At 33.4% G+C, this 23,842-nt stretch carries 23 protein-coding genes; 10 read left to right on the forward strand and 13 right to left on the reverse strand.

From position 1 onward, the window contains the following. Positions 1-252: 252 nt before the first annotated feature. Both Q1B37_RS02430 and Q1B37_RS02435 read right to left on the reverse strand, forming a co-directional pair. Positions 253-453 (reverse strand): dodecin family protein, encoded by a 201-nt coding sequence (locus tag Q1B37_RS02430; RefSeq protein ID WP_299603466.1) that lies wholly within the window; start codon positions 451-453, stop codon positions 253-255. Positions 454-577: 124 nt separating this feature from the next. After that, the gene (locus Q1B37_RS02435) at positions 578-1,483 is read right to left on the reverse strand and encodes a NifU family protein (protein ID WP_299895015.1); all 906 of its coding nucleotides are present in this window, start codon (positions 1,481-1,483) and stop codon (positions 578-580) included. Between the two features lie 246 nt (positions 1,484-1,729). On the opposite strand from Q1B37_RS02435, the gene Q1B37_RS02440 reads away from it, so the two are divergent. Next, positions 1,730-2,758: a type IX secretion system membrane protein PorP/SprF gene (locus Q1B37_RS02440; RefSeq protein ID WP_299603460.1), complete on the forward strand. Its 1,029-nt coding sequence runs from the start codon at positions 1,730-1,732 to the stop codon at positions 2,756-2,758. 53 nt (positions 2,759-2,811) lie between these two features. Here the strand turns inward: Q1B37_RS02440 and Q1B37_RS02445 are convergent, their stop codons facing one another. Both Q1B37_RS02445 and Q1B37_RS02450 read right to left on the reverse strand, forming a co-directional pair. Further along, positions 2,812-3,315, reverse strand: coding sequence for a rhodanese-like domain-containing protein (locus Q1B37_RS02445; RefSeq protein WP_299895018.1), 504 nt, complete (start codon positions 3,313-3,315; stop codon positions 2,812-2,814). A 36-nt stretch (positions 3,316-3,351) separates the two neighbouring features. Next, entirely contained in the window at positions 3,352-4,530 is a 1,179-nt protein-coding gene (locus Q1B37_RS02450; protein ID WP_299895021.1) for a vWA domain-containing protein, read from the reverse strand. Between the two features lie 210 nt (positions 4,531-4,740). On the opposite strand from Q1B37_RS02450, the gene Q1B37_RS02455 reads away from it, so the two are divergent. Together Q1B37_RS02455 and Q1B37_RS02460 are read left to right on the forward strand one after the other, a co-directional pair. Continuing rightward, on the forward strand, positions 4,741-7,020 hold the full coding sequence (locus Q1B37_RS02455) for a histidine kinase (protein WP_299895024.1): 2,280 nt from the start codon (positions 4,741-4,743) through the stop codon (positions 7,018-7,020). 41 nt (positions 7,021-7,061) lie between these two features. Continuing rightward, complete coding sequence (locus tag Q1B37_RS02460) at positions 7,062-7,796, forward strand: LytTR family DNA-binding domain-containing protein (protein WP_299895027.1); 735 nt, start codon at positions 7,062-7,064, stop codon at positions 7,794-7,796. A gap of 5 nt (positions 7,797-7,801) precedes the next feature. Here Q1B37_RS02460 and Q1B37_RS02465 read toward each other — a convergent pair whose 3' ends face one another. The 9 genes from Q1B37_RS02465 to Q1B37_RS02505 all read right to left on the reverse strand — a co-directional run bounded on the left by Q1B37_RS02465 (position 7,802) and on the right by Q1B37_RS02505 (position 16,572). Continuing rightward, the gene (locus Q1B37_RS02465) at positions 7,802-8,332 is read right to left on the reverse strand and encodes a hypothetical protein (protein ID WP_299895030.1); all 531 of its coding nucleotides are present in this window, start codon (positions 8,330-8,332) and stop codon (positions 7,802-7,804) included. 174 nt (positions 8,333-8,506) lie between these two features. Next, positions 8,507-9,295, reverse strand: coding sequence for a glutamate racemase (murI, locus tag Q1B37_RS02470; RefSeq protein WP_299895033.1), 789 nt, complete (start codon positions 9,293-9,295; stop codon positions 8,507-8,509). An 87-nt stretch (positions 9,296-9,382) separates the two neighbouring features. Next, entirely contained in the window at positions 9,383-9,892 is a 510-nt protein-coding gene (locus tag Q1B37_RS02475; protein ID WP_299603439.1) for an OmpH family outer membrane protein, read from the reverse strand. A gap of 42 nt (positions 9,893-9,934) precedes the next feature. Beyond that, positions 9,935-10,795 carry an OmpH family outer membrane protein gene (locus Q1B37_RS02480; protein WP_299895036.1) on the reverse strand — a complete coding sequence of 287 codons (861 nt, stop codon included), beginning with the start codon at positions 10,793-10,795 and terminating at the stop codon, positions 9,935-9,937. A gap of 36 nt (positions 10,796-10,831) precedes the next feature. After that, positions 10,832-13,462, reverse strand: coding sequence for a POTRA domain-containing protein (locus Q1B37_RS02485; RefSeq protein WP_299895039.1), 2,631 nt, complete (start codon positions 13,460-13,462; stop codon positions 10,832-10,834). A gap of 4 nt (positions 13,463-13,466) precedes the next feature. Next, the gene (locus Q1B37_RS02490; RefSeq protein ID WP_299603431.1) at positions 13,467-14,204 is read right to left on the reverse strand and encodes an isoprenyl transferase; all 738 of its coding nucleotides are present in this window, start codon (positions 14,202-14,204) and stop codon (positions 13,467-13,469) included. Positions 14,205-14,208: 4 nt separating this feature from the next. Then, the gene (locus Q1B37_RS02495; RefSeq protein WP_299895042.1) at positions 14,209-14,892 is read right to left on the reverse strand and encodes a DUF6089 family protein; all 684 of its coding nucleotides are present in this window, start codon (positions 14,890-14,892) and stop codon (positions 14,209-14,211) included. A 100-nt stretch (positions 14,893-14,992) separates the two neighbouring features. Further along, positions 14,993-15,877, reverse strand: coding sequence for an NAD kinase (locus Q1B37_RS02500; RefSeq protein ID WP_299895045.1), 885 nt, complete (start codon positions 15,875-15,877; stop codon positions 14,993-14,995). 38 nt (positions 15,878-15,915) lie between these two features. Next, the gene (locus Q1B37_RS02505; protein ID WP_299603424.1) at positions 15,916-16,572 is read right to left on the reverse strand and encodes a CBS domain-containing protein; all 657 of its coding nucleotides are present in this window, start codon (positions 16,570-16,572) and stop codon (positions 15,916-15,918) included. A 98-nt stretch (positions 16,573-16,670) separates the two neighbouring features. Between Q1B37_RS02505 and Q1B37_RS02510 the strand changes: the two genes are divergently transcribed. From Q1B37_RS02510 to clpP, 7 genes are all read left to right on the forward strand, one after another. Beyond that, complete coding sequence (locus Q1B37_RS02510; protein WP_299895048.1) at positions 16,671-17,384, forward strand: pyridoxine 5'-phosphate synthase; 714 nt, start codon at positions 16,671-16,673, stop codon at positions 17,382-17,384. A gap of 8 nt (positions 17,385-17,392) precedes the next feature. Next, positions 17,393-18,160 carry an alpha/beta fold hydrolase gene (locus Q1B37_RS02515; RefSeq protein WP_299895051.1) on the forward strand — a complete coding sequence of 256 codons (768 nt, stop codon included), beginning with the start codon at positions 17,393-17,395 and terminating at the stop codon, positions 18,158-18,160. 122 nt (positions 18,161-18,282) lie between these two features. Beyond that, positions 18,283-19,530 (forward strand): outer membrane protein transport protein, encoded by a 1,248-nt coding sequence (locus Q1B37_RS02520; RefSeq protein WP_299603417.1) that lies wholly within the window; start codon positions 18,283-18,285, stop codon positions 19,528-19,530. Between the two features lie 93 nt (positions 19,531-19,623). Continuing rightward, positions 19,624-21,165: a G-D-S-L family lipolytic protein gene (locus Q1B37_RS02525; protein WP_299895053.1), complete on the forward strand. Its 1,542-nt coding sequence runs from the start codon at positions 19,624-19,626 to the stop codon at positions 21,163-21,165. A 102-nt stretch (positions 21,166-21,267) separates the two neighbouring features. After that, positions 21,268-21,615 carry a phage holin family protein gene (locus Q1B37_RS02530; protein WP_299603413.1) on the forward strand — a complete coding sequence of 116 codons (348 nt, stop codon included), beginning with the start codon at positions 21,268-21,270 and terminating at the stop codon, positions 21,613-21,615. Positions 21,616-21,701: 86 nt separating this feature from the next. Beyond that, positions 21,702-23,024: a trigger factor gene (gene tig, locus Q1B37_RS02535; RefSeq protein WP_299603410.1), complete on the forward strand. Its 1,323-nt coding sequence runs from the start codon at positions 21,702-21,704 to the stop codon at positions 23,022-23,024. A 101-nt stretch (positions 23,025-23,125) separates the two neighbouring features. Next, positions 23,126-23,800, forward strand: coding sequence for an ATP-dependent Clp endopeptidase proteolytic subunit ClpP (gene clpP, locus Q1B37_RS02540; RefSeq protein WP_299603407.1), 675 nt, complete (start codon positions 23,126-23,128; stop codon positions 23,798-23,800). Positions 23,801-23,842: the final 42 nt, after the last annotated feature.

Below are 23,842 nucleotides of genomic sequence, written 5' to 3' on the forward strand. Positions count from 1 at the left end.
ACCTCAATGTTTGATGTTTTTTTTCAATTTTTTAATTACAAAAAATCAATTTTATTGAAAGATTAACATCATTTAATTACGGTAAAACCATAATTACGATTACGAAAACGTTGTAATTTGTAAGAAAAAACTTATATTTTTTGATGTTTTTTTGTTTTTTCTTCTAGAAATCAGTTTGTTAAGTGAAAACCATTGTCAACAAAGAAACATCTCAATTAATATTGAGATGTTTCTTTATAAAGTGATATTGTTCTAACTAATCTCGAAAGAAATTTTAAGAATAACTCTATATTCTTTGATCTCACCATCATCAATGATCAACTTTTGATCAGAAATCCATGCTGACTTAATGTTTTTTAATGTTTTAGCTGCTTCTTTTACTCCATTTTTAGCTGCATCTTCCCATCCCTTCTCAGAAGCTGCTATTACTTCTATAACTTTTACTATTGCCATTTCAATAATTTTTTGGTTAATATTTTATTATATTATCTAAGATACGAGATACTTAGGTTAAATTTTAGTAGTAACCGCTATTATTTTCATGGTTTTTCGATATGATTAACGAATATCCGATGAACTACCCGTTTATCGCCTCTACGTAGGCAACTTTATCTTTAAGCATTTCTTTAAGCATATTCTCGATTCCATTTTTGAGGGTAAATGTAGAAGAAGGGCATCCACTACAAGCACCTTGCAAAATTACTTTTACTCCTTTGCTTTCAGGGTCATAGGAATCAAACATAATATTTCCTCCATCACTTGCGACAGCAGGTTTGATATATTCTTCAATAATGTTGACAATATCTTTTGAGGTGTCATCTAATTTTTCGAAATCGGTATCTGCTTGTTTTTCTACCTGACTTTTGGAGACAGTGGCATTAGCTGATAAAACCTCTTTACCCTGTTCTAAATATTCTCGAAGAAATTCTCTTAATTCTAATGTAATATCCTGCCAGTCCGCAATGTCATACTTATGGATAGAAATATAGTTTTCATCGATGTAGATCTCTTTTACAAATGGGAAATTGAACAACTTTTCTGCTATGGGTGCTTCTTTGGTATCATCGATACTTTTAAATTCATGACCAGCTGTCACTAGCTTTTTATTGGCAACAAATTTTAATACAGAAGGATTCGGTGTACTCTCTGCATAAACGGTTATAGCTGTCTTTTTTGGTGCAGTTGTTTCATTAATTACAGGTTGACCACTATTCAGGTAATTTTCTATCTGTTCTGCAACTTCATCTTGCACATCATTCCATTCCACAATTTCGAACTTATCAATGGCAATAAAGTTTTGGGCTATAAATACTCTTTTTACAAAAGGAAGATAGAATAATTGTTGGGCCAAAGGAGAGTTTTTAGCATGGTCAATATTCTCAAATTCATAACTTGTATGCTTTGTCAAAAAAAAGTTTGCTTCAAATTTTAGTATACTGGGATTAGAAGTAGCTTCTATTTTTATCTCAAATTTCTTTTCCATAATCAAATTTTATGCAAATTTACTAAAAACTAAATCCAACTTGCCCTTTACGCTTTAAGATTAAGAATGTTTTAATACGTAAGATAAAACCTATGTTTTTATAAAAATTTATATATTTGAAGCTGGCACGAAGTAATATTTTAGTTTGGGAAAGAAATATGAAAGCCCCTACAATATAAGCTTGATTAAATAGTTTATATTGAAATAATTAACCTAGTTTTTCCTTTTTTTAACATAAAGCCTCTAATGAATTTGAAGAAATATTATTTGTTGCTTGCTATTTTAACCTCACAATTTATTTTTTCTCAGGAAGGAATTCCGGTTTATGCAGATTATCTTTCTGATAATCTTTACTTGGTACATCCGTCTATGGCAGGAGCATCCAATGCTAATAAAATCAGGCTTACAGCTCGGAAACAATGGTTTGATGTGGATAATGCACCAAGTACGCAATCTGCTAACATCAATTTTAGAACTAATGATAAAGTTGGTTTGGGCGCTATAGTGTATAGAGATGAGAATGGACGTTTTACACAAACTGGTGCTTTTTTGACTTTTGCGTATCATTTATTGTTTTCACGTGATCGAACCGATCTTAATATGCTTTCTTTTGGTATGAGTGGAGCTTTTATCCAATCCAATGTAGATGAACGGGGTTTGGATGATCCAGCAGATCCTGATCCTGTGTTAAGAGGTAATCTCCAAAAGGATGCTTATTTTAATGTGGATATAGGAATGTCTTATCATTATCTCGATTGGTATGCGCATTTTACGGTTAAGAATGTATTGCCGACCGCAAGAGATATTTTTGATAATACTGATATTGGTGCTACTATTAGAGATTCTAATAACCAAAGAAGATATATCTTCTCAGTGGGATATGTATTCGGATTGGGAAATAGTGCTTGGAGTCTTGAACCTTCTGTTTTATATCAAGCTACAGATCAGACAAAAGAAAGTACTATTGATGCTAATCTAAAAGTGTATAGACGTTTTGGAGAATTAGCCACTTTATGGGGAGGCTTATCATACAGAAGAAGTTTTGATGGTGCTGAGTTTTCTCAGACAGGGATAGAAATAGAAAGTCAGAAACTACAATATATAACTCCTTTTCTAGGAATCAATTATAAAAAATGGATGGTTGGCTACACTTACAGTTACCAGTCCAACTCCGTAGTGTTGAGTAATGGCGGATTTCATCAGTTAACAGTGGGGTATGATTTTGGAAAACGAAAAGAGCGTTGGAATTGTCACTGCCCAGCCGTTAATAACTAAAAATATATTTTCATATAAGTAATGGCAAGCTCTAAAAAGCTTGCCATTTTTGATTACTTTACTGTTGTTCCCGAAAATGTAATACGTTTATCTTTTATCCTTACAAGAGATGCTAGTTCGTATACATTTTTGTATCCGTATCCATATAAATTTATAAAAGTTGGAATATTTAATGCCAAAGGAAGACTCTTGGTCGGGAAGTTGATAGCGTCTCCATCAATATTGTTATTACAATAAATTAAAATTTTAGTTTTTTTGTTTGGGATTAATTTGGCTAATTTCTTTTCAGTAAAATCAGAAAAATTCAGATGTACTGCGCCTTTTAGGTGTTTCTTGTCATATGCTGATTTTGATCTGGTATCTAACAGTATAGTATTAGGATCCTCTGCAAATTCTAAAAACGTTTCTAAAGGAATAAGTCTTGGCTGTCTGTATACCAAGACTTCTTCAGTGATCTCTGCAAATGCATTATAGTCGATTTTAGATTTTGGTAATTCTTTGTTTGATTGTGCAGTCATTGCTAGCGGCAATAATATTAGAATTAAATATGTTTTCATTGTATGATAATTATAAATTAAATCACGAATTAGATATTACTTTTCCCAGCTAAAAGACTTTTTTTGTCCTTGAGTCTTTATGGCTTTGATTAATGCTGCTTCTAGATTAGCTTCATCCTTTTTACTGTTTTTTTTGATATACGCTAAACGCTTTTTATTTAAATTTTGAATTTCATCCTGAATTTCCTTTCTTTCCTTACTCTTTTCAGCTATATATTGTTTCAACTCTTTACTAGATTTTTCTTTTAATTCTATAGGTAATTCTTCTTTGACTACTTCTTCTATTTCAAAACTTTCCTCTTCTACGGCGTCCACAAGATCCCAACTTTTGTTTTTGTAAAAACCAGAACTTTTACTGATTGCTCTACTTACAGCATTGGCTTCGCTGTAGGATCTCGCATTACGATCTTGTTCAGCTTGTAAACTAATTTTTTTAGAACCTTCGTTACCATAATAGATATAGGTGTTATTTAGTTTTCTATTTAGTTGTAATATGATATCATCATAAGGTGTAGCTATATGAATTGTTTCTCTATTATGATCAATTGCGCTATATTCTCCATTGGTTAAATCTGCTCCGTCTTTCCATTTGGTGTTGATACCTTGAGCATAATTACCACAGAAAATAGTATTTACTGTTATGTCTTTCTCCTTAGCATCGATAGCGGCATCTTTATAGTCTAACGGTCCTTGTGTAAAAGGTTCATTACCTGCGATGAAAATTAGTTTTAGATGATCATTATTTTTTTTCCAATCCAATTGATTGATAGAGGTGTTAATTACTTTTCCACAGTATTCATTTCCACCATTAGTGGTAAGCGCAAATAGCTCTTTTGAAATTTCATCTAAATCATCCGAAAATGGAAGAACCTGTCTGATGTATCCTTCTTGAGATGGTAGTCGATCATTACCATATTCATATAAGGCGATTTGCAATTTTATTTCATAATGACCACACTTGGCATACGATAATTCATTTACTATTTCCCACAACTGAGCTTTTGCCTGGTCGATGAGTCCATCCATACTATTACTCGTATCCAGTAATAAAGCTACCTGAATATTTTTGGTGTCTGGATCTGTTTTGGAAGTGTAAATTTCTAAAGCTTTCTCGGTTTGGATGGCTAACTCGGTATTTTTTTCATTTTTTGCTTGGCATGATATAGGAATAGTAAGCAAACATCCTGCAAGCATCCATGTATATAGTGTTTTCATAGGTTTAACAATTTTTAAATTCTGTATAAAATTATGCTGAACTTTTTTTGATAAAAACTTAGAATGAGGAACAGACACATATGAATGAGTAAACGTGTCTAGTTGTTTAGTGAAATTGCATTTGGTGCTACGAAAAAGCTTTAAAACTTGGTGTAACCGAATATTCCGATTTTATAATCCCATATAAATGGATTAAGTTTACCTAGACTTATGAAGTATATAATGAGTAAATATTATTTTGTTTTAGTAGTAATGTGGTTGTTGTCTAATACCATGTTTGGGCAGCATAATGCAAAGACTTTTGAAAATAATAAAGCAGACAAGCGTAGTCAGTTACTGGAAATAAGGGGAACTGTAAAAGAAGACAATACTCTTGAACCTCTAAAGAACGTAGAAATTAGAGTTGTTGGAGGGCAAACGTATCATACAGATAATCAGGGTGATTTTAAGATAAAAGCTAGAATAGGAGATGAAATTATTATTAGCCATGATAACTTCAATACTGTATATCATACAATAACAAGTAGTGAACGGATAGATGTTAAGGTGCAGGAAGATCCAGATGGATTTGTTTCAAAAAAGGAAATAAAGCGAAAAAAACTTTCTGCAGCTTATGGTTCTAATCTTAAAGCTGCGAGAAACACCATGACAAAAGATGCTGCAATAAGTATTGATTATGTGACCAAAGCGCTGGAAACTATTGAAGATGATGACGTTTTTGGAGATGAAAAAAAGGCAGAGCTTTTTGAAACTCTCGGAGATATCTATGCGTATTGGAAGCAACCAGATCTGGCAGAAAGTAATTATAAAACTAGTATAAGTAACAAGTATAGTATAGACGTAAAAATTAAGCTTGGAAATGCACAATTACAGAATAGCGATTATCAATCTTCATTGGTAACTTTTGATCAACTTAAAAAAGCTAAGCTAAATTCTGTTCAAAGAATAAAAGTATATGAAGGTTTAGGTGATAGTTATAAGGGTCAGAATGATTATGAAAATGCAAGTAAGAATTATAATATAGCATTGTCATTTGCTGAGAAAAACAATTCGGAGGATATCGTAATCGAGTTGAATTCTAAATTGGCAGAAGTGTTTCAAATTCAAGGGAATATTAATGATGCCGAAGAGTATCTCGATAATTCAGTACAGTTAGCAAGTAGAAGAAGTAAAAAGTCTTCGGCAAGACAACGGGCTAAGGCTGCGGACTTCTACAATAAGAATAATAGTTTTGCAAAAGAGATACAATTAAGAAAAGAAGCACTAGAAGATATTCAGGAGATGGAGGAGACAGAAGCGGAGAGTCCAAGTCCAATAGTATTGGATAGTATAAGTGCTCTAAATAGTATCAGTTTAGAGGACAGAGCTATTACTTCTCAAGTACAAAATTATAAAATCGCTAATGCTTTCGCTGCACAATCAGAGTATGATGAAGCAATTCCATATTTAGAGGAAAGTATTAAAAAAGCAGCATCAGAGAATGATTTAGTAGTCCAGAAAGATGCTACTCGAAAATTAGGAGAAGTATATCGAGAAAAAGGAGAGTTAGAAAAAGCTTCTGAAGCTTTTGAAGAATACGAAGTGATCATTGATAAACTCTATATTCAAAAAGAGCAAGAAATTTCTCAGGCAACGAGATTTAATAGAGAATTAGCACAAAGAGCTAATCGGATAGCTTCACTCGAAAAAGATCGAGAACTGAATGAGAGTAGATATAAATTAGCTTTTGCTTCTCAGGAATTAGCAGGTCAACAGAAGATTATTATTTATTCTTTAATCGGTTTGTCCATCTTATTACTTTTGGCAGCTTATCTAATGTTTAGAAATATAAAGCAACAAAAGTTTGCTAATAATTTATTAGCCTTAAAATCTCTTCGTTCTCAGATGAATCCTCACTTTATTTTTAATGCTCTGAATTCGGTAAATACTTTTATAGCTACAAGCGATGAAAGGGCTGCGAATCGATATCTTACGGATTTTTCGTTGCTCATGAGAGCAGTTTTAGAAAATAGCGAAGAAGATTTTATTCCTTTAGAGAAGGAAATAGAACTTTTGGAACTCTATGTGCAGTTAGAACATTTTAGGTTTCAAGATAAATTTGAGTATAAAATAAACGTAGATCCTGAAATAGATATAAAGCAATATATGATTCCTCCAATGCTGCTTCAGCCGTATGTAGAGAATGCGGTTTGGCATGGACTACGTTATAAATCGGATAAAGGTTTTCTTTCCATTAATTTTCAAAAAACAATAGATGGCACTATCGAGATAGTAATTGCGGATAATGGTATTGGAAGAGAAAAATCAAAATCCCTAAAAACATTAAACCAGAAAAAACAGAAGTCCCAAGGAATGAGTAATATTAAGAAAAGAATACAGATACTTAATACTATGTATAAGGATAAAGTAGATGTTTTTATTTCGGATTTAACTAATGACGAAGAAGGGACAGGAACTCAGGTAAAGTTGATTCTTAAAAAAGATAAGTAAGTACTGTAGTAAACAAAATATAATTTAATAAATCAAAGACTGTGAAATTAACTGCAATTGTAGTAGATGATGAGGCAAATAGCCGAGCAATTCTAAAAAATTATTTACAAAAATATTGTCCAACGGTGCAAGTATTGGGGGAAGCTGCGAGTGTTCAGGAAACTTTAAAGATCTTGGAGACGGAGAATCCTGATCTGCTGTTTTTGGATGTAGAAATGCCTTATGGGAATGCTTTTGATTTGTTGGAACAAGTTCCTGATAGAACTTTTGAAACCGTTTTTGTTACTGCTTATGATCATTATGCTGTAGATGCGTTAAATGCACAAGCAACATATTATCTTTTAAAGCCGATTGCTATTGATAATCTAATCAAAGCAGTAGATCATGTTACGCATATTAAAGAGCGCGAAAAAGAACTCCAGGACAAAGTACTTACTCCTAAAATTTCGGCAACAGTAGACGGGAAAATTACAATACCTCAGCAAGATGGCTTTGAAGTGTTAAAAATATCAGAGATTTTATATTGCCAAGCAGATGATAACTATACCAAGATCTTTCTGAACAATGGCCAGAAACTGGTAAGTAAGACTTTAAAGTATTTTGAAGATACGTTAAAAGATCAAGGCTTTGTTAGAATACATAAGAGTTATTTGGTAAATGTAAATATGATAGTAAGATATAAAAAAGGAAAAGGGGGTAGTGTACAACTATCATCAGGAAAAGAATTGATGGTTTCTTCATCCAAAAAAGGCACCTTGTTAGACTATTTTAAATAATATGATTACCAAGTGAAATTGGGTGAATTCCAATTATAACTGCTATAAGAAATTCCTTTGCGACGCTTGTATGCTGGAGAGTCAACAAATAAGGTTTTTACTTGTTCATCCCAGTCTTTGATAATTGTAAAATAACTGCTATTTACAGCAGCCATGATCTGTCCGCAATCATGACAAATATGTTTTTTATAATCTAGAAAGTAATGCGCAAATTCATGAAAGGCAACTACTTTTAAAATTTCATCATCCAGTAATGTAATCCAATTAATGATAATATTTTCTACTTTGTTATTATTATCTCGTGTAAGCATACCCAGAGTTGGTCCTTTTTGAGAAATAGTTAATGTGTCTACAATATCAATATTTTTAAGTTCAAAAAGTTTGTCATGATATTCGATATTGTATTGCTTACAATATTCAAAAAATGTATCGAGATGAGGCTTTAATCTACCGTCGATTTTAACGTTATTCTGGGCAAAACCAAATCCCATGGAGAATATTCCAAAAAGCAACATAAAGCTTTTGTTTATAGTCATAATTTTAGGGGTACATAAGGTTATTAGTGTGGGTGATTCTAATTGTTTCAAAATCAATCCGTTACCAAATTAAAGTAAAAATTAATTGTAGTGAAGATAAAAGAATGTTAAAAGTCGCTGAAGCGTATCTGATATTAACAAACTTTAATACTATAGAATCTTTTTCCTACAAGTTTAAAATTCTAAATAAGAAGCTGTTGTAGAAATTTTGTGGTTAAAAAGGATGTCTTCCAGAACGGATAGTGTACCATTAGTAAAGAAACGGTGTTCACCTTTTTGGGTATTTTTAGAAAGTAAACTGTTCTTTAATAAAATAGATTTTGTCTGTCTGGCAACTGCTTCACCAGAATCTATAATAACAATATGGTTTGGGAGTATTTTTCTTAATATTGGAATAAGATAGGGATAGTGCGTGCAGCCTAGAACCAGATAATCAATATCTTTTTCAATCATAGGTTGAAGATAGGAGGTGAGTAGTGTGTGCATCTCTGGAGTGTGAATTTTACCTTCTTCTATAAGTTCGACTAATCCAGTACCTACAACCTCAATAACTTCTATATTGTGAGCATAAAGGTCTGAAGTTTTTGCAAAAAGCTTGCTGGTTAAAGTTCCTTTGGTTGCTAATACTCCAACTCTTTTGGTTTTTGTTTGTAGAGCTGCGGGTTTTATAGCAGGTTCAATCCCAATAAAAGGAATATCAAATTGTTGCCTCAATTCCTTTATTGCGTTGGTTGTAGCTGTATTACATGCGACAACAATAATTTTACACTGTAGTTCTAGAAGTTTTTTAGTGTTTTTTATGCTTAAGGATAAGATTTCGTTCTTACTACGTTTTCCGTAAGGGGCATATTTACTATCCGCTAAATAAATCGTATTCTCATTGGGAAGCATAGTGGTAATTTCTTTCCAAATAGAAGTTCCTCCAATACCAGAATCAAAAATACCTATAGCTTTGTTACTCATTAAAACTAAAATAGAATGGTTCAAAAATAAAAAAACAGTGAGAAACTTAAGTTGCTCACTGCTTTTTTTATTTTAAAAGGTAATTTTTTAGATACCTAAATCTTTTTTAACATCAGCCATTAAATCTTTACCTTCAGCTAAGATTACTCCTAATCCTGTAGTAGAGTCTAATACGTACTGGAATCCTTGCGCTTTTGCTACCTTTTGAATAGATACACGAGCACTTTCATAAATAGGCTTTAACAATTCAACTTCTTTTTTCTGAAGATCTTGTAAAGCATTTTGTCTATAATCAGCGATACTTTTTTCAGTAGCCTGCACTTCTTGTGCTCTTTTAGCATTTTCCTCTTCAGTTTTAGAAGGCGCTTCTGCTTGATATTTTTTCATGGTATTTTGTAATTCTAATACCATATTTCTAATTTCAGCTTCATAGGTCTTGTTTAGCTTCTCAATTTCGCTTTTTGCAGCTTTAAAAGCAGGCATTGCTTCTACTAGCTCTTGGGACGCGATATGAGCAACTTTGGATTGCGCATTTACGAAACTTGACGCTCCTAAAACTAATGCACAAGCTACTAATAGGGTTCTAAACTTTTTCATTCTAATAATATTAATGTGTTATAAATTTAAAAATTAATTTCTCTAGTTATTATCGTTTTCTTCAGTCTCTCCTTCTTTATTGTCATCAGACTGAGTGTCATTCTTTAATTGTTCTTTTAAGGCTTTTATAGAGTCTTTTTTTCTTTTTTGCGCCGCTAAAAGTTTTGCTCTTCGCTCTTCAAATTCTTTTTTCTTAACTGCTCTAATAGAATCTCTTTCTGCTTTTCTTTCGGCTAATAATCGTTCTCTTTCCGATTGTTTTTTAGCTGCTGCTTTTTCTCTGTCAGTTACTTCTTTTTCTTGTTCTACATTTCTTTTTTCAGCTCTTTCTAGTGCTTTCTTTTCTCTTTTGCTATTTACCTGTTTTCTTTTAGAAGCTCTATTGATTCTTAATAATATTTGATCACTAATATCATGCCTGTCTGCCGAAAACAACATTACTAAATCTGCAGACTTGTCAAATATAAAATCATATTTTTTATTCTTAGCAACTTCTTGAACAGCAACAAAAACCTGATCTTGTACTGGCTGAACTAAGCGCTTTTTCTGGATAAACAGGTCTCCATTAGGTCCAAATCTTTTTTGTTGATATTCTAGAATCTCTTTTTCTTTGAAAAAAATATCTTCTTCTCTTTCTTCAATCAATTCTTTAGTTAGCAGAACACGTTCGTTGTTGAGGTCTTTTCTCATCTCTTCAACTTCTTTTAATTCAGCCTCGATTTCTACTTTCCATTTTTGTACTTTTTTTTCTAAATCAGCAGAAGCTTCATTGTATTCTGGTACATTTTCTAGGATATAATCCATATCAATGTATCCAATTCTAATACCTTTTTGAGCTTCAGCTGTAGTGGAAAAAGATGTCCAAAGAATAGCTGCTAATACTAAAAGAACTTTTGTTTTCATGATCCTGTGTTGTTTATAGAAATAATCGTGCCAAAATTAAAATTGTTGTCCAATGATAAAGTGAGTCTCCCATCCATTATTTCCTGTCGTACCTGGAATTGGGTCAAAACCATACCCAAAATCAATACCCAGCAATCCAAAGGCTGGCATAAAGATACGTAAACCTGCTCCAGCAGAACGATTTAATTGAAAAGGATTGAATCCTCTGAAGCTATCATAAGAAGCTCCTCCTTCTAAAAACGCCAGCATATATATAGATGCAGATGGTTTTAGAGTAATTGGATAACGAAGTTCTAACGAATATTTATTATAAATTGTTGCCCCATCCTCAACAAAATCTGGATCATTTGCTCTACTTAAAGGAATTATAGACTGATTAGGGTATCCACGAAGAGCAACAACCTCTCTTCCATCCAGAGCAGTTGCTCCCAATCCATCTCCTCCTACGAAAAATCTTTCAAACGGAATATTTCCTCTGTTGTTGTTATAAGCACCAAGAAAACCATACTCGGCTCTGGTACGCAATACCAAAGGTTGTTTACCTATTTTTGTTAAAGTAGTATACCAAGTAGCATCAAATTTTATTTTGTAATATTCTAACCAATCGAAACGTTCCTGATCAATTTCTCCAATTTCTGTATTTATCTCTCCAATCCTGTCATTAGTCGGGTCTGTATTTACTAGATCTTCTTGCTCTTCTAGTAAACTAGCTCTTTCATCTGCTAAAGCACCATAATCGGTTCCGTCCCATAAAGAATACGGCAATGATAATTTTGCAACAAGATTGAATTCAGAACCGGATGTTGGGAAAATCGGGTTTACTGCGGTGTTGTTTCTGTTAATACCTATTGTATATGCCAAGTTGTTAGATGACCCGTCACCAAAGGTAAACAGTCTTGTGTTATAGTTTTTAAGGTTATAATGCTGTATGCTTACTGCTTGTGATAAGGTAAAGTAGTTATCTGGCCAGTTTAATCTTTTTGCAATTCCAATAGAACCACCAGTAATTAAGAACTTACTATCTCTGTCTACATCACGTGTTCTTTGATTAAATAAAAATTGAATAGTATGCGAAAAAGAAGTTGAAAGTTGGAAAGGTCTTTTTCCTCCAAGCCATGGTTCTACAAAAGAAAGACTGTATGTCTGAAAGAACTGACTTGCTTGCGCACGAATTCTTAATGTTTGTCCATCTCCCATCGGAAGTGGGCTATACGCTTCTTTCTTAAAAATGTTTCTAATAGAGAAGTTACTAAACGCTAAACCAAGGGTTCCAACAAAACCACCTCCTCCAAAACCACCTTGGAGTTCTATTTGGCTCGCTCCTTTCTCTACTACAGGATAATTAATATCAATAGTTCCAGCTTGTGGATCAGCATTTTTAAACTGTGGCTCTAGTTGTTCTGGATCGAAGAAACCTAATTGTCCAATTTCTCTTACCGTTCTTACCACAAGATCTTTACTATAGATCTGACCAGGTTTAGTTCTTAGTATTCTATAAACTACATGGTCATTTGTTTTATCATTACCGGTAACTGTAATGTGATCAAATCGCACTAGCTTTCCTTCTCGAATTCTTATTTCGAAATCTATAGTATCGTTTTTAACATCAGTTTCTACGGCATCTATATTAGAAAATAAGTATCCATTATTCTGATATAGGTTAGTCAGGTCATTTGCATCAGGTTTGGTGTTGTCTGCAATTTGTTTTTCTAAAAGAACACCATTGTAAACATCTCCTTTCTTTATAACCAATTGTTGTGCTAATTGGCTGTCAGAATACACACTGTTTCCTAAGAAGTTGATATCCCCAAAATAGTATTTGTTTCCTTCTTCAATTGAGAGGTTGAGCGAAACACTGTTGTCATCTTCTACTATTAAAGAATCAGAGGTAATTCTAGCGTCTCTATAACCTTTTTCTTTGTATTTGCTGATGATACTTTCTTTATCGTCTTGATAATCACTTTTAATATACTTAGAGCGTTTCCAGAATCTCCAGAATTTCTTCTGTTTTGTATTCTTCATTGCGGCTCTTACCTTGCTGTCGGTAAACTGCTCATTACCATTGATTCTAATTTTATCAACTTTTACACGATCTCCCTTGTCAATACGCACTAACATATTTACCTTATTGGTAGGAACGGTGTCTTTTACAGGAGTAGTATTGATAATTACCTTAGTATTTAGGAAACCATCTTTACGGTATTTGTTGGTAATAAAATTTCGTGTAGTGGTTATAAGGTTTTCTGTAACCTTTGTTCCTGGATTAAGACTGTTATCTTTGATGAGATCTTCTGCTTTACGTTTACGTACACCTTCAACTCTAGCTTGATTTAATTCTGGTACTTCCTGAATGTTTATTTCTAAAAACGCTTTTTCTCCCTCTACCTTAGTGATGTAAAAATTAATATCACTAAATAATTCAAGATCCCATAATTTTTTTATGATCTGACTAATACGATCTCCTGGTAGTGCAATTCGCTCTCCATTTTTTAATCCTGTAAAAGTAATAATGGTGTTTTCATTATAGGTAGATATTCCTGTAACTTTAATATCCCCAATAATATATTCTTTTCCAGAAGTACCAGGTAAATTTTGTGCTGAAAGTAATGCTGTATTTAACAAAAATGCAAGGAACGCAAAATATGTAATAGGTAATTTTTTTGTCATCTCTTTAACTAAGCTGCTCACTAGTTTTTCCAAATCTTCTCTCTCTTTGTTGATAATTTAAAATGGCCTCAAATAAATCTCCTTTTTTAAAATCTGGCCATAATATTTCAGTAAAATATAATTCAGCATACGCAATCTGCCATAACAAAAAATTACTAATACGTTGTTCACCACTGGTTCGTATTAATAAATCTACATCAGGCAGATTTTTAGTATACAAATGCTCATTAATGACTGCTTCATTTATAAGATGTGGCGAAAGTACATCATTTTTAACTTTATTACTGATTTCTTGAATAGTTTTTATAAGCTCTTCTCGACTACCATAGCTTAGCGCTAAGGAAAGTGTCATATGCGTGTTATCCTTAGTCTTTTCAATGACTTCGAGTAATTCTTTTCTTGCTTTTTTCGGTAGTGCTTGTAGATTTCCTATAGCATTTAATCGAATGTTATTTTTTTGAAGAGTGCTAATTTCTTTTTTCAGAGAATTTACCAAAAGCTTCATTAAAGTTTCAACTTCTAGCTTAGGTCTGTTCCAATTTTCCGTAGAAAAAGCGTATAATGTAAGATATTTTATTCCAATTTCGGCAGAAGCTTCTACTGCTTCTCGTACTGCTTTTGTTCCGTTTTCGTGACCAACAGCTCTAAAGAGCCCTTTCTTTTTGGCCCATCTTCCATTTCCATCCATTATGATGGCTACATGTTCCGGAATGTTAGAGTTTAGTTGTTCTTTATCAATCATTTTTTTAAAATGCACAATAACATGGAATGCGCCCCCATGTGTAAGATAATGTTATACCAGTAAATACATACCAGTCATTATTGTTTAAATTACCAAATCCTGTTCCAAATGCACTGTCCGGATCACTTCCGTCCAGATTATCTGTAAATGTGTATCGAGCACCAATTTCTGCACCTAATACCCAATGTCTTCCTATAGTCTTCTTTATACCAACTACCATTGGTATAGCTACACTCCATCGCTCACTATACGAGCTAATTTGATTACCATTATTTGGATCTACTGCCTTGGCGCTGTAGTTAAATCCAGTTAAACCAGTATAAAGGTATGGTGTAAATTGCGGTTGCCCATCATATAAATACCACTCCCAGAAATTAAATTCTAATCCCAATGATAATTCCTTTACAGAATTGTTGAAGCTAAAACCTCTCTGAACTCTTCGGTCATCGCCATTTAAATCATTAGATTTAAGATTAGCGTACAAGAACGAAGCCCTAAAGGCATGTCGTTTACTTCTATTCCATTTCCCAATGGCACCTACTGCTAATGCGTTAGGAGCGATGTAGTAGGTAGATCCCACATCACCAATATAATTAGAACCACCGAGCATTAGTCCAACCTCATAGGTCTGGGAGTTCATAAATTGCCCAAAAAACAAAATTACTACAAAGGGTGCTAAGTATCTCATAGATTTTCAAAAGTTTGCAAATATAACAATTAACTTTACTACACAAGAATTTGAGTGAAATAGTATGAATTAAAAAACACTTTTTAGCAGTTTTTATTGTTTAATTACGTTTATCTTCACCCCAAAGCATCTTTTTTCTCAATGTTTTTAAGAAGCTGTCTCCTTCCAAAACTACCATATTAATTTTGAAAGGTGCTTTTTTAATAACAACGGTAGTTTCGTTGGGTAAGGTGTGTACTCTTGAGTCAAGAGACACTAAATAAGAATCTTCTCTTCCAGATACTTGTAAAGTAATTTCTTTATTGTCTGGAATTACTAAGGGTCTGGCATTAAGGTTATGTGGAGCAATTGGTGTTAGTACCATGCTTTCTGCATCAGGCATCATTACAGGACCTCCACAACTTAAAGAATATCCAGTAGAACCAGTCGGTGATGAAACAATTAATCCGTCAGCCCAATATGAAGTAAGAAACTCATCATTTAAACTTGTATGTACAGTAATCATAGAAGTAGAATTTCTACGACTAACCGCAATCTCGTTCATGGCAAAATTTAATACTCCAAATTCTTTGGAAGGAGGAACTGTATCTATCGTCACTATAGTTCTTGGTGAAATGTAATATTTTTGGTGTAAGATCAAATCAATTGTATCCTTGATTTCTTCCTTTTGGATTGTCGCTAAGAAGCCTAATCTACCCGTATTGATTCCAGCAATAGGAATTCCTAAATCTCGGACATAAGTTATTGTTCTTAATATTGTGCCATCTCCTCCAATACTGAAAAAAAGATCGTAAGAGTCATCTAATTCTTCGAAAGTGCTAAAGTGAGAGTAACTCTTGTCAATATCTTCATGAAGTTCTATTAGCTCAAGAAAATTCTTTTCAATTACAACTTCGATATTATTCTTGTCCAGTGCTTCTAACAACTGCTGAATGTATGTTCCAGAATTTTCATGATAGAACTGGCCGTAAATACCTATCTTCATTATGATGTCATTTCTTTAAATTATTTCTGTATAGTAAGCTAAATATTGAGGTACTTTTCTAAATATTGAGATCGTTCCTTAAGGTTATTTAAGAAAGAATCTTCGTGATGTTTAGAAACTATGTTGTAACTATATCTTCTAAAAGTTTGTACGATATTATTGATATCACTATCATTAATTTTTAAAGTAATTTGAGTGACATCATTTTCCATATTGGAAATGAAAAGACCAAGTAGTTTTGCATTATTAGATTCTACTATCTGAGACACTTCGCTAAATGAGTAATCCAAAACTCCTTTCTCTACTATCAATATATTCCCAGGTTCACTAAGAAAAGGAGTTTCATTAAAGAGGTTCATGATATCTCTTAGTTCAAAATATCCCTGATAATTATTTTGATCATCAAGTACAGGCATAATATTAGAATGATTTTGGGCAAAAGATTCTAATATATCTAACCAGTTGGCATCTGCTCGTACAAAAAATCCTTCTAAAGCGTATAAATAGGACTCAAGTGATTTTTCGGTATCAAAACATCTTGCATCTGCTTCTGCAATGCAACCTACATAAGTCTTGCCATTAAAAACAGGGAAATGGGTGTATGTTAATTCGTTAAATAACAATTGTGCATCTCCAACCTTTGCTGAGGTAGCAAGGGGCTGGATTTCATTTATTATGTATAAACTTGTCTTCATAATTCCCGGGGCTTTTTGTGCAAATTAATCAAAAATATGTAACCGAGGGGCTCTCAAGTTTGTATTTTTGTTATTTATTAAAAGTTATATCAAAAACTATGACAAAGTTAAGTGTAAATATCAACAAAATTGCAACTTTGCGTAATTCTCGAGGCGGAAACACTCCAAATTTATTGAAGGTGGCTTCAGATGTTCAGGATTTCGGTGGCGAAGGAATTACAATTCATCCAAGACCCGATGAACGCCATATTAGATACCAAGATGCATATGATTTGAAATCTGTGGTGCATACCGAATACAATATAGAAGGTAATCCAATTCCTAAATTTATAGAATTAGTACTTAATATAAAGCCTACACAGGTTACCTTAGTTCCGGATGCAGTAGATGCTATTACCAGTAATTCTGGTTGGGATACTTTAAAAAATAAAGAGTTTTTGCAAGAGGTGATATCGGAATTTAATAGAAATGATATTAGGACTTCGATTTTTGTAGATCCATTAGAAAAAATGATGGAAGGAGCAAAAGAAACGGGTGCGGATCGAATTGAGTTATATACAGAAGCTTTTGCCTCAGAGTATGCAAAAGGTAATCTAGAAGCAGTGAAGCCATATGCACAATGTGCCCAATTGGCAAACGAGTTAAGTATTGGGGTGAATGCAGGTCATGATCTTTCGCTGGATAATATTAAGTTTTTTAAAGAGAATATTCCTGGATTATTAGAGGTGTCCATTGGACATGCATTAATTAGTGAATCTATATATCTTGGATTGGAAAATGTAGTAAATATGTATTTACATAAACTAAAGTGATTGCGAATATGAAATTACATTCAAATATTTTTGGAGAAGGTACACCTTTTATTGTATTACATGGTTTTTTGGGGATGGGCGATAATTGGAAAACCTTAGCAAAGAAAATTTCAGAGCAAGGGTATCAAATGCATTTGATAGATCAAAGAAATCATGGGCGCAGCCCTCATAGTGATGATTTTAGCTATGAATTGATGGCTTCTGATCTGTTAGAATATTGTAATGATCATCATCTTAAAGATGTTATTCTTCTTGGTCACTCCATGGGTGGTAAGACAGCGATGTTATTTGCAGTAAATCATCCAGAAGTGATTCATAAACTGGTAATCGCAGACATAGGTCCTAAATATTATCCGCTACACCATCAAGATATTTTAGATGGGTTGAGTTCTTTAGATTTTGATATTTTAAAAAGTAGGTCAGAAGTTGATTTGGCTTTAGGTGAATATGTAAAAGATCCTGGAGTGAGAATGTTTTTGATGAAAAATTTATTCTGGAAAGAAAAGGGAAAACTAGGGTTACGAATGAATTTAGAAAGTTTGGTGCAAAATTCTTCTGAAATTGGTATTGAACTTACGGATAATTTTCAATACCTTGGAGATACTCTTTTTATGAAAGGAGATAAATCTAATTACATTTTAGAGGAAGATGAACATCGGATTAAGGCGCAGTTTCCTCTTGCTCAAATTCGGGAAATTTCCAACTCTGGTCATTGGTTGCATGCAGAAAACCCTATGGAATTTTATTCTAATTTATTAGAATTTATTAAAAATTGAATAAAAAATGTTATGTATGCATAATATTTTAATGATTTAGTTGGATAATTGTTATTTTCTGCTAAATTTGATGCTTTCTTTTTACAAAATTCTAATAAAAACAAAAACAATTTTAATTTATTATGAAAAAACTACTATTATTAGTTCTATTCGCCCTAGTGACATTTGTCACCTACGCAGGTGGATATAGAGTTAGTGTGCAAGGGCAGAGAGCTATAGCTATGGGGCACACAGGTGTTGCTGTAGTAAATAGTGCGGAGCTAGTATTCTTTAACCCAGCAGGTCTGGTGTATTTGGAAAATAAATTGAATGTAAGTGCCGGTGCTAGTGGTATTTTTACAGATGTAATTTATCAAAACGCTGATCTTGGAATTTCTTCTGAAACCGATAGTTCTGTAGGAACACCACTTAACCTATATGGTTCTTATAAGGTAAATGATTGGTTAGCAATGGGTCTTGGTGTATATACACCTTATGGTAGTGAGGTGACTTGGCCAACGGACTGGGCAGGATCACATTTGGTAAATAATATAGAGTTAGCAGCAATATACATCCAGCCTGTAGTGTCTATTAAATTGTCTGATAAATTCAGTATTGGTGGAGGACCTATTTTTGTAACAGGTTCTGTTAATTTTAATAGAAATGCTAACAGAACATTATCGGATATCGAAGGTAATAGGTCTAATATAACCGTAGATGATTCTGGAGTGAGTAACTGGGGATGGAGTGTAAGTGCAATGTTTAATCCTACTGATAATTTTAGATTAGGATTTAGTTATCGAAGCGAAATCATTTTGGAAGCAGAAGGAGGAGAAGCAACTTTTGCGAACTTCCCAAACTCTCCGTTAACTCCATCTAATGAAACAACAACTTTTGATGCTGAGTTGCCGTTGCCTGCAGAATTAACAATTGGTCTTTCGTATCAGTTCCACGAGAAGTGGTTATTTGCATTTGATTACAATAGACAATTCTGGGATGTATACGAATCTTTAGATATTCAGTTCGGTAACGGATCAACTTCTTTAAATCCACGTAATTACCAGAATTCTTCAGTATATCGTTTTGGTCTGCAATATGATGCAACTTCTAAGATCTCGCTTAGAGCTGGTTATTATATCGATGAGTCTCCAGTACAATCAGGATTTTTCGCACCAGAAACACCACGTAATGATTCTCAAGGATTTTCCGGAGGTGTTAGTTTTGCAATCACCCCTAAGTTAGCTATAGATGCTTCTTTCTTTTACTTAAGATTCGAAGAAGTAGATGCGTCATATGATTTCTATCAAGAAAATGGTCAGAACGTTCCATTTAGTGGAACATATAAATCAAGCGCTTTCGCGCCAGGACTTGGTTTAACTTATAAATTATAATTCAAAGATGAAATAAGTCATTTCAGTAGGTTGAAATCAACCTGATTGATTTTTGGCGATTCCATCTGACAATTAAAAAAATAATAAATACAGATGAAAAACAATATAAAATATTTAGCAGTTCTGGCATTAGGATTAGTTGCTTGTGAGCCAGAGTTTGATAATCCGATTGATGAACCAGGAGTGTTTACTAGTGGTGAAGCAGATTTTTCTAATTATGTTGCATTAGGTAATTCATTAACTGCAGGATTTGCGGATAATGCATTATACATAACAGGGCAAGAGAATTCATATCCTAATATCTTAGCTGGACAGTTTGAACTAGCAGGAGGGGGAGAATTTACACAACCTCTTATGGCAGATAATACTGGAGGTGCATTGTTAGGTGGTACTCAAATTTTAGGAAATAGATTGGTTTTGGCTGTAGACGCTGAAGGAAATCCTGGTCCAGTGCCATATACTGGAGGTATGCCTACTACAGAAATATCTAATAACTTAGGAAGCTCTTTTAATAATATGGGAGTTCCTGGTGCAAAAAGTTATCATTTAGCTTTTCCTGGATATGGAAATGTTGCAAATGTTGCAGCGGAAACAGCAAATCCTTATTTTGCTAGATTCGCTTCTGCGGCTGATGCTACCGTAATCGGAGATGCTGTTGCTCAGAGTCCAACTTTTTTCAGTTTATGGATAGGAAATAATGATATTCTTAGTTTTGCTACTTCTGGTGGAGTAGGGGTTGATCATAATGTTACTGGTAATGTAGATGCTTCTACCTACGGAAGTACAGATATTACTAATAGCAATACCTTTGCTTTGGTGTATAGTAATTTATTAGCAGACTTAACAGCTAATGGTGCTAAAGGGGTAGTTCTTAATTTACCAAGTGTAACTTCATTGCCATTTTTTACCACAGTACCCACAAATGCAGTGCCTTTAGACGCACAAACTGCCGCATTTTTAAATTCGCAATTTGCGGCTTACAATACTCAAATACTTCCTGGATTAGCAGGACTTGGTTTAATTTCTGCTGAAGAGGCTGGAAGTAGACAAATCAATTTTGTGGCTGGTCAGAATTTTGTAACTATTGTAGATGAATCATTAACGGATATCTCAGCAATAATACAAGGACCTCCTTTTAATTTAGATCCACAGACAGCTGGATTGTTAGGGCAATTAAGACAAGCTACTTCTTCGGATTTAATTCCGTTAACTTCTGCAGGTAATATCGGAGTAGATCTTGCCGGTGATGGAACATTGATTAGTGGTGTTTCTGTGCCATTAGGAGATGCTGATGTATTAACTGTTGCGGAGCAAGCAGCAGTAGCGAATGCTCAGGATGCATATAATGCAACGATAAGAGCTTTAGCAGCTGCCAATGGTCTTGCGTTTGTGGATGTGAAGTCCCTTTTACAACAAGCAGCTGGGAGTGGTATACCATTTGATTCTGGTGTAGTAACATCGACATTTGTAACAGGTGGAGGATTTTCTTTAGATGGAGTGCACCCTTCTCCAAGAGCGCATGCTATTGTAGCAAATGCAGTAATGGAAGCAATAGAAGATACTTATGGAGCGACCTTGCCTTCTGTAAATCCTGGAGATTTCGGAACAGTTACACTTAGTAATGATGTGAACTAAGGTTTTTCCAATATAAATATTAGAAACCTGCTATTTTAAATAATAGCAGGTTTTTTTATTGTTTTGTTTTTGGTAACTTGAGGTCAATCTAATCTAATTATAATGAAGTTTTTAATTAAAATGATACTTAGCGCCATTGCTGTATTGGTACTTGCTGAGATATTGCCAGGTGTAAAGGTAGATAGTTATGTAAGTGCACTCATTGTTGCAGTGCTTTTAGCAATTTTAAATGCTGTGCTAAAACCGATATTGGTAATACTTACATTGCCCGTTACCATAGTTACTTTAGGGTTGTTTTTATTAGTTATTAATGCAGCAATCATATTAATCGCAGACCATTTTGTGTCTGGTTTTGGAGTAAATGGTTGGTTGTGGGCGTTAATTTTTAGTGTTTTACTCTCTATATTTCAATCTATATTATATTCTATTTTGAAGAAAGATAAAAGTTAACTGTTTTTCAAGGAGTTAAAACTTTGTTGGGTTGTAAAAAAGTATTACTTTTGCATCCCGATTTTTAGTACAAAAAAGTAGAGATAATGAATATTTCAAAAGAGCAATTAGATGATTTAAATGCTGTAGTAACAGTAGATATTGCAAAAGAAGATTATAGCGATAAAGTAGATAGTATTCTTAAAGATTATCGTAAAAACGCGAATATACCTGGATTTAGAAAAGGTCACGTGCCAATGGGATTGGTAAAAAAGCAATATGGTAAAGCCGTTTTGGTAGATGAAGTAAATAAATTATTGCAAGAGGCTCTGAATAAATATTTGACTGAAGAAAAGTTAGATGTTCTTGGAAATCCACTTCCAAAGGAACAAGATAATTTTGATTGGGATGCAGATAATTATTCTTTTGAATTTGAATTAGGTCTTGCTCCAAAGTTTGATGTAAAACTTAATGGTAAAAAGGCGATTACTCATTACAAGATTGTAGCAAGTGATGAAATGATTGATAACCAAATCAAGACTATTCAGAAGCAGTATGGTAAGTTAGTTGCTAAAGAAACTGCTGAAAAAGATGATTTGATCAATGGAACTTTTGTGAATGAGGAAAAAGAGATAGATAATCAAACTACAATCTCTTTAGATAAGATAAAAGGTAAAAGAAATTTAGATAAATTTATAGGTGCTAAAGTAGGAGATGTACTTACTTTAAAAACTAAAGGATTGTTTTCTGAAGATCGTGATTTACAAAGTGCTTTAAAAATTAGCGAGGAAGAAGCTAATGGTTTGGAAATAGAGGTGACTTTTACAATTTCTGAAATAAACACTCAAGAATTAGCTGATTTAGATCAGGAGTTGTTTGATAAGTTATACGGAAAAGATGCTGTAAAAACAGTTACCGAGCTTAAGGAAAGAATAAAACAAGATGCTGACCGTCAATTTGTGCAGCAATCTGATCAGCAATTGCTTAATGACGTTACCGAGAGTGTTTTAGAAAACACTAAGTTCGACTTACCAGCTGAGTTTTTACAAAAATGGATTCAGGCTACTGGAGAGCAACCATTGACCGAAGATGAGGCAAAAGATGAATATGAGAAAAGTGAAAAAGGATTGCGTTTTCAATTGATCGAAGGTAAAATTATTAATGATAATAACCTTCAGGTGACTTTTGAAGAGTTAAAAGAATTTGCTAAAGATTTGATCAAAGGACAAATGGCACAATTTGGACAAACATCTCCAGAAGATAAAGAGTTAGAGGACATTGCAGCAAGAATTTTATCTAATCAAGATGAAGTGAAAAGAATTTCTGAACAGTTAATGAGTCAGAAATTACTTGGATACTACAAGGAGAATGTTAAATTGAAAGAAAAAGAAGTAAGTTTTGACGATTTTGTAAAAGAAGTTTACAAATAATCAAGACAAACTAATAAGGAATTTATACTTATATTTAGGGCGTTAAACCAAGTTTTGGTTAACGCCTTTTTTTATAAAATAAAATTTCAGAAGAAGAACATATGAATTACGGAAAAGAATTCGAAAAATACGCTACTCAGCATCATGGTATCAGTAGTAATTACTATGATAAAATCATTAGTAGTATGTATCCTGTAGGGATGACACCGAATATCATTGAAGAGCGTCAGATGAATGTTGCAATTTTCGATGTATTCTCTCGTCTAATGATGGATCGCATCATCTTTTTGGGAACAGGTATCAATGATCAAGTAGCTAATATTATACAAGCACAGCTTTTATTTTTGGAGAGTGTTGATTCTTCAAAAGATATTCAGATTTATATTAATTCACCAGGAGGGAGTGTATATGCTGGTTTAGGTATCTATGATACTATGCAGTTTATTAAGCCAGATGTGGCTACTATATGTACAGGAATGGCTGCGTCTATGGGAGCGGTTTTATTATGTGCTGGAGAAAAAGGTAAGCGTTCTGGATTACCACATAGTAGAGTGATGATTCATCAGCCTCTTGGAGGAGCCCAAGGACAAGCTAGTGATATTGAAATTACAGCTAGAGAAATTCTTATATTAAAAGAGGAGTTGTATAAGATTATTGCAAAACACTCTGGGCAATCATATGATAAGGTATATGAAGATAGTGATAGAGATTATTGGATGAAAGCAGATAAGGCTCTTGAGTATGGAATGATTGATGAAATTTTGACAAGAGAATAGATTATAATTTAATAATAATAAGCAAATTGTAAATTTGCACCC

The sequence above is a fragment of the uncultured Aquimarina sp. genome (assembly GCF_947492965.1).
Lineage (GTDB): Bacteria > Bacteroidota > Bacteroidia > Flavobacteriales > Flavobacteriaceae > Aquimarina.

Excerpts from the sequence above, each read along its gene's own strand:
- Q1B37_RS02430 (WP_299603466.1), bottom strand. The coding sequence starts at position 453 with ATGGCAATAGTAAAAGTTATAGAAGTAATAGCAGCTTCTGAGAAGGGA.
- Q1B37_RS02435 (WP_299895015.1), bottom strand. The coding sequence starts at position 1,483 with ATGGAAAAGAAATTTGAGATAAAAATAGAAGCTACTTCTAATCCCAGT.
- Q1B37_RS02440 (WP_299603460.1), top strand. The coding sequence starts at position 1,730 with ATGAATTTGAAGAAATATTATTTGTTGCTTGCTATTTTAACCTCACAA.
- Q1B37_RS02445 (WP_299895018.1), bottom strand. The coding sequence starts at position 3,315 with ATGAAAACATATTTAATTCTAATATTATTGCCGCTAGCAATGACTGCA.
- Q1B37_RS02450 (WP_299895021.1), bottom strand. The coding sequence starts at position 4,530 with ATGAAAACACTATATACATGGATGCTTGCAGGATGTTTGCTTACTATT.
- Q1B37_RS02455 (WP_299895024.1), top strand. The coding sequence starts at position 4,741 with ATGAAGTATATAATGAGTAAATATTATTTTGTTTTAGTAGTAATGTGG.
- Q1B37_RS02465 (WP_299895030.1), bottom strand. The coding sequence starts at position 8,332 with ATGACTATAAACAAAAGCTTTATGTTGCTTTTTGGAATATTCTCCATG.
- murI (WP_299895033.1), bottom strand. The coding sequence starts at position 9,295 with ATGAGTAACAAAGCTATAGGTATTTTTGATTCTGGTATTGGAGGAACT.
- Q1B37_RS02475 (WP_299603439.1), bottom strand. The coding sequence starts at position 9,892 with ATGAAAAAGTTTAGAACCCTATTAGTAGCTTGTGCATTAGTTTTAGGA.
- Q1B37_RS02480 (WP_299895036.1), bottom strand. The coding sequence starts at position 10,795 with ATGAAAACAAAAGTTCTTTTAGTATTAGCAGCTATTCTTTGGACATCT.
- Q1B37_RS02485 (WP_299895039.1), bottom strand. The coding sequence starts at position 13,462 with ATGACAAAAAAATTACCTATTACATATTTTGCGTTCCTTGCATTTTTG.
- Q1B37_RS02490 (WP_299603431.1), bottom strand. The coding sequence starts at position 14,204 with ATGATTGATAAAGAACAACTAAACTCTAACATTCCGGAACATGTAGCC.
- Q1B37_RS02495 (WP_299895042.1), bottom strand. The coding sequence starts at position 14,892 with ATGAGATACTTAGCACCCTTTGTAGTAATTTTGTTTTTTGGGCAATTT.
- Q1B37_RS02500 (WP_299895045.1), bottom strand. The coding sequence starts at position 15,877 with ATGAAGATAGGTATTTACGGCCAGTTCTATCATGAAAATTCTGGAACA.
- Q1B37_RS02505 (WP_299603424.1), bottom strand. The coding sequence starts at position 16,572 with ATGAAGACAAGTTTATACATAATAAATGAAATCCAGCCCCTTGCTACC.
- Q1B37_RS02510 (WP_299895048.1), top strand. The coding sequence starts at position 16,671 with ATGACAAAGTTAAGTGTAAATATCAACAAAATTGCAACTTTGCGTAAT.
- Q1B37_RS02515 (WP_299895051.1), top strand. The coding sequence starts at position 17,393 with ATGAAATTACATTCAAATATTTTTGGAGAAGGTACACCTTTTATTGTA.
- Q1B37_RS02520 (WP_299603417.1), top strand. The coding sequence starts at position 18,283 with ATGAAAAAACTACTATTATTAGTTCTATTCGCCCTAGTGACATTTGTC.
- Q1B37_RS02525 (WP_299895053.1), top strand. The coding sequence starts at position 19,624 with ATGAAAAACAATATAAAATATTTAGCAGTTCTGGCATTAGGATTAGTT.
- Q1B37_RS02530 (WP_299603413.1), top strand. The coding sequence starts at position 21,268 with ATGAAGTTTTTAATTAAAATGATACTTAGCGCCATTGCTGTATTGGTA.
- tig (WP_299603410.1), top strand. The coding sequence starts at position 21,702 with ATGAATATTTCAAAAGAGCAATTAGATGATTTAAATGCTGTAGTAACA.
- clpP (WP_299603407.1), top strand. The coding sequence starts at position 23,126 with ATGAATTACGGAAAAGAATTCGAAAAATACGCTACTCAGCATCATGGT.